This window comes from Pseudomonas sp. Sample_24, from assembly GCF_004307605.1.
GTDB lineage: Bacteria > Pseudomonadota > Gammaproteobacteria > Pseudomonadales > Pseudomonadaceae > Aquipseudomonas.
This window is the reverse complement of record NZ_RCNW01000263.1, coordinates 13,691-21,756: the sequence shown is the minus strand read 5'-3', so window position 1 is coordinate 21,756 and position 8,066 is coordinate 13,691. Positions and strand designations below refer to the sequence as shown.

The 8,066-nt window shown below is 59.2% G+C and carries 9 protein-coding genes; 2 read left to right on the top strand and 7 right to left on the bottom strand.

The genetic code is table 11. The annotated features are described in order from the left end of the window. On the top strand, positions 1–192 hold a 192-nt coding region (locus D8V06_RS14640; RefSeq protein ID WP_177434429.1), incomplete at its 5' end, for a protein-export chaperone SecB. A gap of 172 nt (positions 193–364) precedes the next feature. Here the strand turns inward: D8V06_RS14640 and D8V06_RS14635 are convergent. Continuing rightward, on the bottom strand, positions 365–820 hold the full coding sequence (locus D8V06_RS14635) for a tRNA (cytidine(34)-2'-O)-methyltransferase (protein WP_056852208.1): 456 nt from the start codon (positions 818–820) through the stop codon (positions 365–367). Between D8V06_RS14635 and D8V06_RS14630 the strand changes: the two genes are divergently transcribed. After that, positions 819–1,259: a hypothetical protein gene (locus D8V06_RS14630; RefSeq protein ID WP_056852209.1), complete on the top strand. Its 441-nt coding sequence runs from the start codon at positions 819–821 to the stop codon at positions 1,257–1,259. The genes D8V06_RS14635 and D8V06_RS14630 overlap by 2 nt on opposite strands. Before the next feature lie 532 nt (positions 1,260–1,791). Here D8V06_RS14630 and ntrC read toward each other — a convergent pair. From ntrC to glnA, 6 genes are all read right to left on the bottom strand, one after another. Then, on the bottom strand, positions 1,792–3,228 hold the full coding sequence (gene ntrC, locus D8V06_RS14625) for a nitrogen regulation protein NR(I) (protein WP_056852210.1): 1,437 nt from the start codon (positions 3,226–3,228) through the stop codon (positions 1,792–1,794). Beyond that, complete coding sequence (glnL, locus tag D8V06_RS14620) at positions 3,225–4,310, bottom strand: nitrogen regulation protein NR(II) (RefSeq protein ID WP_056852211.1); 1,086 nt, start codon at positions 4,308–4,310, stop codon at positions 3,225–3,227. The genes ntrC and glnL overlap by 4 nt, the downstream gene beginning before the upstream one ends. Positions 4,311–4,540: 230 nt before the next feature. Then, positions 4,541–5,155 carry a DUF4124 domain-containing protein gene (locus D8V06_RS14615; RefSeq protein ID WP_130931199.1) on the bottom strand — a complete coding sequence of 205 codons (615 nt, stop codon included), beginning with the start codon at positions 5,153–5,155 and terminating at the stop codon, positions 4,541–4,543. Beyond that, positions 5,152–5,661: a DUF4124 domain-containing protein gene (locus D8V06_RS14610; RefSeq protein ID WP_056852213.1), complete on the bottom strand. Its 510-nt coding sequence runs from the start codon at positions 5,659–5,661 to the stop codon at positions 5,152–5,154. Before D8V06_RS14610 ends, D8V06_RS14615 begins: the two co-directional genes overlap by 4 nt. 25 nt (positions 5,662–5,686) lie before the next feature. Continuing rightward, positions 5,687–6,106, bottom strand: coding sequence for a cupin domain-containing protein (locus D8V06_RS14605; RefSeq protein WP_056852214.1), 420 nt, complete (start codon positions 6,104–6,106; stop codon positions 5,687–5,689). 184 nt (positions 6,107–6,290) lie between these two features. Then, positions 6,291–7,697, bottom strand: coding sequence for a type I glutamate--ammonia ligase (gene glnA, locus D8V06_RS14600; RefSeq protein ID WP_056852215.1), 1,407 nt, complete (start codon positions 7,695–7,697; stop codon positions 6,291–6,293). Between the last annotated feature and the right edge of the window lie 369 nt (positions 7,698–8,066).

Here is an 8,066-nt window from a genome sequence, read left to right as displayed (position 1 = left end):
GCTTCGATGAGCCACACCCTGGGTGCGTTCTGCCCGAACATCCTGTTCCCGTACGCTCGCGAAACCCTGGACAGCCTGGTGACCCGCGGTTCGTTCCCGGCGCTGATGCTGGCCCCGGTGAACTTCGACGCGCTGTACGCGCAAGAGCTGCAACGCATGCAGGCAGCGGGCGAGACGCCGACCGTTCAGTAAGCGTTCGATGCACTAACGAAAAAAGCGCCATCAAAGGCGCTTTTTTCTTGGGCGGGAGATGATCGTTCCCACGCTCCGCGTGGGAATGCAGCCCGTGACGCTCCGCGTCACTGGACGCGGAGCGTCCCTTGAGGCGTTCCCACGCGGAGCGTGGGAACGATCAGTCTCTGCTTTATTTGAAGTCGTTCTGGCGCCAGGCTTCGTACACCGCCACCGCCACGGTATTCGACAGGTTCAGGCTGCGGCAGCCTTCACGCATCGGCAGGCGCAAGCGCTGTTCGGCGGGCAGGGCATCGAGCACGTCGGCGGGCAGGCCACGGCTTTCCGGGCCGAACAGAAAAGCATCACCGGGGACGAAACTGGCATCGTGAAATGGCCGTGAGCCCTTGGTGGTAAAAGCGTACACCCGTGGATGACCGAGGCTTTCCAGGCAGCTGGCAAGGTCCGCGTGGCGCTGCAGGGTGGCATACTCGTGGTAATCGAGGCCAGCCCGGCGCAGGCGCTTGTCGTCCATCTCGAAGCCCAGCGGCTCGATCAAATGCAGGTGGCAGCCACTGTTGGCGCACAGCCTGATAACGTTGCCGGTATTCGGCGGAATTTCTGGTTGGAAAAGGATGACGTGAAACATGCACGGCTCCGAAGGTAAAGATGAGCGGCATTCTACGCCGCAAGCCGACTCGCGTTCGAAACTATTCCCGCGGGTGATGATGTCGCTGGCCATTGTCGGGGTCATGGTGGGGCTGATGATCGGTCGCCTGACCACGCCCGACCCCAGCGTCATGCAGCAAATCGAAGTAAAGGGCGACGCACTGGTGGTGTGGTTCAACAACGAACCCAAGACCCACGGCGAGATCGTCGATGGCAGCGTCGCGTTGTTGTTCGAGGCCGAGGGCAAGGCGCAGCAAGGTCAGCTCAAGCTTAACGACAAGAGCGTGAACTGGCGGGTGCGGTTGAGCGATGGGGGGTTGTTGCTGACGGTGGTGGCGGCCCGTCCCCTGCAGGGTGAGTGGGCCGGTAGCGAGGTCGATGACCGCTGGCGGCTGGAGGTCCATCTCCGGGAGCAATAAAAGAGGGAATCCCCGGCCTGCCTGTACCAAGGTCCCCAAAACGGGAGGGTTCGCGCATGGCGTCGTGAACCCGGTGTAAAGAGGGAATCCCCGGCCTGCCTGTACCAAGGACCCCAAAACGGGATGGGCTCGTCGCTTGTGCGGTGTGAGCCCGGTGTAAAGAGGGGAATCCCCGGCCTGCCTGTACCAAGGTCCCCGAAACTGGGTAGTGGTCTGAACCACTGAATGGACTATTGCAGGGGGCATGCCAGGTTTTCATAAGTTGAAACAAAAAGCCCTGTCGTGATGTGCAAAGCCCCGTAATCCGGGGCTTTTGCGTTTTTTCGGCAGGGCTTCGATTGCGAGTGCAGACTGGATTTCAGAGCGGTCACAGTGCGCGATTGCGGTTCACGGTGCATTGCGGCGGTGCATCCGGCCCCTAAAAGCATCGCGGGCAAGCCTCGCTCCTACGGGGCCTGAATGGCAGTAATCCCGTAGGAGCGAGGCTTGCCCGCGAATGGAGCTCAAGAGCGATGAAAATCAAGCGGTGAAACTAGCCCTCATCCCCCTCATCATCATCCCCGCCATCGACCTTCATGCCCAATTCCTTGATTTTGCGAGTCAGGGTGTTGCGCCCCCAACCCAGCAATACGGCGGCATCACGGCGACGGCCAGCGGTGTGTTTGAGGGCTGTTTCGATCATGATGCGCTCGAAGGCCGGAACGGCGCTGTCGAGCAGGCTCGACTGACCGCGTGCCAATGCCTGGTCGGCCCACTGGCGCAGTGCTTGCTCCCAGTTGGTCACGGGCGCCGAATCCTGCGGCAGGCTCAGCAGCTCAGGTGGCAGGTCGCCGATATGCACTTCGCGGCCCGAAGCCATGACCGTGATCCAGCGGCAAGTGTTCTCCAGCTGACGCACGTTGCCCGGCCACGGCAGATTCTTCAGGTATTCCTCGGTTTCGCTCTTGAGCAGCTTTGGTTCCACGGCAAGTTCTTGCGCGGCACGGCTGAGGAAGTGCTTGGCCAGGGTCGGGATGTCTTCGCGGCGGTCCGACAGGCGCGGGATATGGATGCGGATTACATTGAGGCGGTGGAACAAGTCCTCACGGAATTTCCCGGCGTGCACCAGGGTTTCCAGATTCTGGTGAGTGGCGGCGATGATGCGCACATCAACCTTGACCGGCACATGACCGCCAACGCGATAGAACTCGCCATCGGCCAGTACGCGCAGCAAGCGGGTCTGGGTGTCGGCCGGCATGTCGCCGATTTCATCGAGGAACAGCGTACCGCCATCAGCCTGCTCGAAGCGGCCGCGACGCAGGTTGGCGGCGCCGGTGAACGCGCCTTTCTCATGACCGAAGAGTTCCGACTCCATCAGGTCTTTCGGGATCGCCGCCATGTTCAGCGCAATGAACGGCGATGCCGCACGAGGGCTGTGACGATGCAGGGCGTGGGCCACCAGTTCCTTGCCGGTACCCGACTCGCCGTTGATCAACACAGTGATGTTGGAGTGGCTCAAGCGGCCGATGGCGCGAAACACTTCCTGCATCGCCGGCGCTTCGCCGATGATTTCCGGGGTGCGGGTCAGGGTCGGAGCGACTTCCAGGCCTTGTTGCTCCTGGGCGTGCTGGTTGGCGCGCTTGACCAGGGAGACGGCTTCATCGACATCGAACGGCTTGGGCAGGTACTCGAAGGCACCGCCCTGGTAGGACGCGACAGCGCTGTCCAGATCGGAGTGCGCGGTCATGATGATCACTGGCAGCCGCGGGTGCTGTTCGCGAATCCGAGCCAGAAGGTCCAGGCCACTGGCGCCGGGCATGCGGATGTCGGAGATGATCACGTCCGGCTGCTGGCGCGCCAGGCGGCTCATCACGCCATCGGCGCTGTCAAAGCTCTGCGTGGTCATGCCTTCCTGTTGCAAGGCTTTTTCCAGGACCCAACGGATAGAACGGTCGTCATCGACGATCCACACGGTTTCACTACGGCTCATGTCGATGTGGCTCCTTGTTCCAGTGGCAGAAAGATCGAGAACGTGGTGTGGCCCGGGTGGCTGTCACACTCGATCAGGCCCTGGTGCTGGCTGATGATGTTCTGGGTAATGGCCAGGCCCAGCCCGGTACCGTCCGGACGGCCGCTGACCATGGGGAAGAAAATGGTTTCCTGAAGCTCCGCAGGGATGCCCGGGCCGTTGTCGATGATTTCGATCTTGGTCACCAGGCGATGGCGCACGTGGCCGATGGTGAACTGACGCATGGCACGGGTACGCAGGCTGATGCGGCCCAGGCGCAGCTCGTTCTGGCTACTGATGGCCTGCATTGCGTTACGCACAATGTTCAGCACGGCCTGGATCATTTGTTCGCGGTCGATCAGCACGTCAGGGATGCTTGGGTCATAGTCGCGCACCAATGTGATGCAGCCTTGGCTTTCGGCCTCGACCAGATGGCAGACGCGCTCCAGAACTTCGTGGACGTTGCACATGGCCAGCGACGGCAGCTTGTTGGAACCGAGCATGCGATCGACCAGGTTTCGCAGGCGGTCAGCTTCCTCGATGATCACATTGGTGTAATCGCGCAGGCTTTCTTCCGGCAGTTCGCGGGCCAGCAATTGCGCCGCGCCACGAATGCCGCCCAGCGGATTCTTGATTTCGTGGGCCAGGCCGCGCACCAGCATCTTGCTGGTTTCCTGCTTCGACAGTTGCGCCTCTTCCTTGGTGATGCGCAGCAGGCGATCGCGGGGATGTACCTCGAGCAGTAATAACGTATCGCCATTGCTGAGGATCGGTGTGACCGCGTAATCGACCGTCAGGGTCTGGCCGGTGAGGGCGGTGAGCATCGCTTCGCGCTTGGTGAACGGGTGCGCCTGCTGCACGGCCTGACGCAACGAATTGAGCGCTTCGGTGGATTCGGTGAACAACTCGCTGATGAACTGCCCATGGCTGCGCTGGCCGCTGATGGCCAGCAGCATTTCCGCCGCCGGGTTCATGTACTCAAGGCGCAATTCGGCATCGAGCAGGATGGTCGCGGTGGTGAGGTTGTCGAGTAGCAAACGGTGGAGTGCGTCGCTAATGGTCATCGGGACCTCTTTTAGGGCAAAGCATGCGCAAGAAAAAAGCGCTGACGCGAGGAAAATGCAAAAACCAAACCAAGGCTCCGAAAAGAAGCGTGGATCGCCAAAAATGGGCGTTCGGCGCTCGATTGAGTGGCGCTCTGCCACCTTCGGCGAGTAGTTTCGAACCAAAATGGGTTGGAATTTGGCGAAGGTGCAACCAATCGCACCAATATAGTGCGCAAACCTGAGCCAATTTAGAAGAAGCGTAAAAACGGACTTTTTTCTTCGACTGGCTTCTCGGCAAGCGGGCATTCCGGCCGTTGGCCATAGTCATCGATTGCGCACGGTTTGACCTTGCGCTTTTGCGCCAGGGACATGCGCTGCATGTGGAAAGGCTGATTGGCGGTACGTTCAACGGTTCGGCCGTGTTCGTCGAGGACCTCCACGGACAGCTGGTGGGTACCGCGGTCGATGCTGGTCAGCGGGAATACCGGGCTGATACCGGGCTCGGCCGTGGGTTGGCCATCGAGCAATAAGCGGTAGCGATGGCCTTTTTGCAGGCCTGGCTCACTGGTGATACTGACGATGATTTCGCCAGCAGTGCTGCGTACAGTGGCATCGGGCTCCGGCACCAGAATGCGCAGCAGGTCGTAGTGGAACAGGGGTTTTTGCTCTGGTTTCTTTGCGCTGCGCTCTGGTGCGGAGTCTGGGACGGCCATTCGGTTACTGGTTGCCAGCGGGACGCGCTTGGCATTGCCGGGTCTGGGCTGATCGGTAAAGACCCGATTGCCCTGGGCGTCGATGTAAGTAAACACCTGCGCCGAAGCGGGCAAGGCCAACAGCAGGCCGATCAGCAACCAACCCTTCAAGGCTTGTGCACCCGTTGCACGGTAAACGTCACACTGGGACTTTGCTGGACCACGGTTTCCCCGTCTATTACTTGCACCGCCAGGCTGTGCAGGCCGCGGTCGATGTTCACCAGTTGCAGGATCGGCACATTGCCGGGCTGACCGTAGGGTTGGTCATCCAGGACCAGTCTGAACAGGTGCGGGCCTTGCAATCGCGGTTTGATCAACACATTGACGGTGAAGGTGCCGTTGTTCGCGCGCAGGGCTTCGGTGGTGGGCAGGCCGGTCAGCTCCAGTACTTCGTAGGCATTGCGCGATTGTTCGTCCGTATTGGTTGGCGTGGTTGACCCCGGAGCTGTCTGGGGTTCAACGCTGTTGAGTGGCGGCAGCTCGACCGGCTGGGCCGGTACTCCGTCGGGCGGTTGATTGCTGTACGCGGTATTGCCATCCGCATCGGTGTATTTGTAGATCTGGGCCACCACGGGAAAAGCCAAAGGCAGCAGCAAAAGCATAAAAAGTGGCCGCATTCAGCCTCCCTGTGGGCAGCGAGAATTACTCCGACAATGGAATTCCTTGGCTGCCAGCATAGAACACAATCAGTTCTACCGGCTTGTCACCGGTTTTTCCACGATGCGTGGTGTCGACCATTTCAGCCAGCGCCTCGCCCTGTTTGAAGTGCTGGACCAAGCCATTGTCCTTGCCCTCAACCGTCAACTCGCCCGCGAGAATGTAGGCCGCGTTGGGGATTGGATGAGTATGCCAGTCGAGTTCAGTGTTGGCCGGTATCTTGAGTTTGAGCAGTGTCAGTTCAGGGGCGGCTGCGGGGTAGCGAGTGTAGGGGGTGTTGTCCCAGGAGGTGCTGCTTTGCAGGAGGATTTTCCGTTCGATGCCTGCCGGTTGCGATGCCGGGCTGCAGCCCAGCAATGCAGTGGTCAAGGTGGCGAGCAGGGGAGTCAGCAGGTAGGTCTTCATTGTTTTATCCGTTGAGTTCGGGCAAGACGGAGCAGGCTACGAACAACTTGAGCGGATTGATGCCGGACGATGCTGTGAATGTCCGAGGAGAAGGGGATAACCGCTGTCGGAAAATGACCAAAAAAAAGAGGCCTCCCGAAGGAGGCCTCTTTTTAGTCACGCCGCTTGCGCAGGCGCTACCGGATCAGCAGCTGTAGTACAGCTCGTATTCCAGTGGGTGTACGAAGGTGCGGACCTTGATTTCTTCTTCGCTTTTCAGAGCGATGTAAGCGTCGATGAAGTCGTCGGAGAAAACGCCGCCTTTGGTCAGGAACGCACGACCTTTGTCCAGCTCTTCCAGGGCTTCTTTCAGGCTGCCGCAAACTTGTGGGATCTCTTTCGCCTCTTCAGGCGGCAGGTCGTACAGGTTTTTGTCAGCTGCATCGCCAGGGTGGATCTTGTTCTGGATGCCGTCCAGGCCAGCCATCAGCAGTGCTGCGAAAGCCAGGTACGGGTTGGCAGCCGGATCCGGGAAGCGTGCTTCGATACGACGGGCTTTAGGGCTCGACACGTAAGGAATACGGATCGAAGCGGAACGGTTACGGGCCGAATAGGCCAGCATTACCGGGGCTTCGAAACCTGGTACCAGACGTTTGTAGGAGTTGGTCGCCGGGTTGGTGAAGCCGTTCAGGGCCTTACCGTGCTTGATGATGCCGCCAATGAAGTACAGAGCGGTGTCGGACAGACCGGCATAGCCTTCGCCTGCGAAGGTGTTCTTGCCATCCTTCCAGATGGACATGTGTACGTGCATGCCCGAGCCGTTGTCGCCGTACAGAGGCTTAGGCATGAAGGTAGCGGTACGGCCGTAGGCGTCAGCAACGTTGTGCACAACGTACTTCAGGGTTTGGGTTTCGTCGGCTTTCTTCACCAGGGTGTTGAACTTGACGCCGATTTCGTTCTGGCCGGCAGTTGCCACTTCGTGGTGGTGAACTTCGACGGTCAGGCCCATTTCTTCCAGTGCGTTGCACATGGAGGTACGGATTTCGTGGTCGTGGTCGAACGGTGGAACCGGGAAGTAGCCGCCTTTGACGCCAGGACGGTGGCCCTTGTTACCGCCTTCGATGTCCTGGTCGGACATCCAGGAACCTTGTTCGGAGTAGATCTTGAACATGGAGCCGGAAATGTCGGACTTGAACTTCACTTGGTCGAAGATGAAGAACTCTGGCTCTGGACCGGCGAATACGGTGTCGCCGATACCGGTGGCTTTCAGGTGCTCTTCAGCGCGCTTGGCGATCGCACGTGGGTCGCGATCGTAGCCTTGCATGCTCGAAGGTTCGATGATGTCGCAGACCAGGATCAGGGTCGGCTCTTCTGTGAACGGGTCGAGAACGGCGGTGGAGTCGTCCGGCATCAGGATCATGTCGGAGGCTTCGATGCCTTTCCAGCCGGAGATGGAAGAGCCGTCGAACATCTTGCCGACTTCGAAGAAGTCTTCATCCAGCGCATCGCGAGCCGGCATGGTCACGTGGTGCTGAGTGCCTTTGGTGTCTGTGAAGCGCAGATCAATCCACTTGACGTCATGATCTTTGATGAGTTGAACCGACTTCGACATAGTGTCCTCCGGGTGGCTTAGGGCTGGTAGTGGATGCCCTTAAATGTTTGTGATGCCGGCGCGAATACTCTGCCAAGGCAACCTGCCTCACAAGGGAGCAAATTGCATGCCAGTGCCCCACCATGGGTTTTTTGCCCCAAATTCACGCTTATAAAGGTGCAAGGCGCCTGAAAGAACAAATTATCGCCCTACAATGTGGCGCCTAAAGCTAAAAATGACCTCTTTTGGTGCGGGCAAAACCTTCTGCACATTAACTGGTTAAACCTTGAGCAATTTCCGCTATAATCCGCGCCCCCCTTTTTCGGCTGGCCGTTCGCGCGCTGTTTTCATGAAACTTATCGTAAAAGTCTTCCCCGAGATCACCATCAA

Coding starts and splice junctions, on each gene's coding strand:
- D8V06_RS14630 (WP_056852209.1), top strand. CDS start 819: ATGCACGGCTCCGAAGGTAAAGATGAGCGGCATTCTACGCCGCAAGCC.
- D8V06_RS14635 (WP_056852208.1), bottom strand. CDS start 820: ATGTTTCACGTCATCCTTTTCCAACCAGAAATTCCGCCGAATACCGGC.
- ntrC (WP_056852210.1), bottom strand. CDS start 3,228: ATGAGCCGTAGTGAAACCGTGTGGATCGTCGATGACGACCGTTCTATC.
- glnL (WP_056852211.1), bottom strand. CDS start 4,310: ATGACCATTAGCGACGCACTCCACCGTTTGCTACTCGACAACCTCACC.
- D8V06_RS14610 (WP_056852213.1), bottom strand. CDS start 5,661: ATGCGGCCACTTTTTATGCTTTTGCTGCTGCCTTTGGCTTTTCCCGTG.
- D8V06_RS14605 (WP_056852214.1), bottom strand. CDS start 6,106: ATGAAGACCTACCTGCTGACTCCCCTGCTCGCCACCTTGACCACTGCA.
- glnA (WP_056852215.1), bottom strand. CDS start 7,697: ATGTCGAAGTCGGTTCAACTCATCAAAGATCATGACGTCAAGTGGATT.